Below are 1,873 nucleotides of genomic sequence, written 5' to 3'. Positions count from 1 at the left end.
GATCATTCTTTTATCCATTGCCGCCTTTTTCGCTGAATGCCTTGAATTTGTCGTCAATATGATTTTGGCGCGGGAGCTTGGCGAGCATGGGATGGGGCTTTACATGAGTATTTTGCCCACGATCTTTTTAATTATTGTCATCGCGAGCCTGGAACTGCCGATATCCATTTCTAAATTCATTGCCGAGTCAAATCCTAAGCTTCATGAAAGCATGCTGAGGCACGCTTTCAGAATGACAGCCATTTTTACTGCTTTTTCTACTGCCGCCGCTAGTATTGCGCTTCCGTTTATACCGGTATTTGATACATACCACCCGTTTATTAAAGGGATTGTCATCGGCTTAATTCCTGTTGTCGCCTTTACTTCAATCGCCAGGGGCTACTTTATGGGTGTGCAGAAAATGGGGAAGATCGCAATTGCCAATGTGCTGAAAAAAATCATCCAGCTCTTGTGCTTATTCCTCTTTTTTCAATGGTACTCATTTGAATTGGACATGGCTGTGCTGGTTTCCTTGTTTGTTCTAGTCGTGAGTGATGTGGTCGTGCTTGTTTATTTATATTCACAATTTATCATGGCAAGGCGGGCGTTATCCGGCCAGCAGCACATTCATTTGCGCGGAAAGGATGTAAGGAAAAGACTGCTTGCTGTTTCAATTCCTACAACAGGACTGCGCATTTTTCATGCGGTTGTCAATGCAATTGAACCCTTTTTAGTAAAAGGAGCTCTTTTGGCTGCGGGCGTTGCCGGGACAGCGGCGATCGATCAATACGGAATGCTGGCAGGAGTGGCTGTGACGATAGGGTCGTTCCCTGCTTTTATTGCCCATTCGTTAATGGTCGTCATGATACCGAGTATTTCGGAAGCTTATGCACTTTCTCAGTATGACATCGTGTTAAAAAGGCTGAAACAGTCGATTTTCATTACATTAGGTTACGGTATACCTGCCGTCTGGGTCATGTTCCAGTTTGCGGGACCTCTCACACATTTGTTTTTTCACTCTCCTGAAGCGCAGTATTACTTGCAGCTGTTGTGGCCTTACTTTCTCTTTCATCTGTTTGTCATGCCGCTGCAGGCGTGCTTAATCGGGATGGGTTTTGTGAAAGAGGCTTTTTATCACAATGTATGGAGCCATGTCGTTGCGCTAAGTATGATGTATGTACTGGGATCAATGGAGAATCTGCAAATGCTCGGGATTATCCTTGGAATGAACACTGGCATGATTCTTTTGACGAGCCTGCACTATGCCACGATCTGCAAAGCATTGAAGGTATCCGTATTTCTTACGGGAGGGACCAGAACGCCGCGAATTGAAGGATGATAAAGGAACAGCAGGGGCAAGCTAATTGAAAAGCATGAAAGGAAGATTCCATGTTGACGAAGCGCTTGCTTACTATATACATTGTGTTATTAGGGTTGATTGCATGGTTTCCAGGTTCGGCACAAGCCGAGGGAAAACAGCCTGCTGTTCCCGCTGTTTTTCTTATGAAAACGATAGAAGGGGAGGACATCTCGATTCCGAATAAAGGGCAAAAAACAATTCTCCATTTTTGGACATCATGGTGTCCGCCCTGCAAAAAGGAGCTTCCACAGTTTCAGTCGTTTTATGATGCCCATCCATCCGACAGCGTAAAGCTGGTCACGGTGAATTTAGTGAATTCGGAACAAAATCAGCAAGCCGTTGAAGACTTTATTAAAGCAAACAAGCTGACGTTTCCGATTGTCCTTGACTCAAAAGGGGAATTGATGAAGGAGTATCATATCATCACGATCCCAACATCATTTTTGCTGAATGAAAAGGGAGAAATTGAAAAAACAAAAATTGGCCCGATGACGGCGGAACAACTGAAGGAATGGACGGAAGAATAGCTGAGAG

Annotated in this window: 2 protein-coding genes; both read left to right on the top strand. The window is 44.5% G+C overall.

What is annotated here, in order from left to right; genetic code table 11:
• Position 1: 1 nt before the first annotated feature.
• On the top strand, positions 2–1,318 hold the full coding sequence (gene ykvU / locus RAC86_RS38325) for a sporulation protein YkvU (protein ID WP_377886918.1): 1,317 nt from the start codon (positions 2–4) through the stop codon (positions 1,316–1,318).
• 50 nt (positions 1,319–1,368) lie between these two features.
• Entirely contained in the window at positions 1,369–1,866 is a 498-nt protein-coding gene (stoA, locus tag RAC86_RS38320; protein ID WP_014663765.1) for a sporulation thiol-disulfide oxidoreductase StoA, read from the top strand.
• Positions 1,867–1,873: the final 7 nt, after the last annotated feature.

This window comes from Bacillus sp. LR_5, assembly GCF_042709275.1.
The sequence above is the reverse complement of the archived record's forward strand: the minus strand, read 5'-3'. Positions and strand labels throughout refer to the sequence as shown.

Bases quoted from the DNA above. Each gene is read 5' to 3' on its own strand.
- stoA (WP_014663765.1), top strand. From the start codon at position 1,369: ATGTTGACGAAGCGCTTGCTTACTATATACATTGTGTTATTAGGGTTG.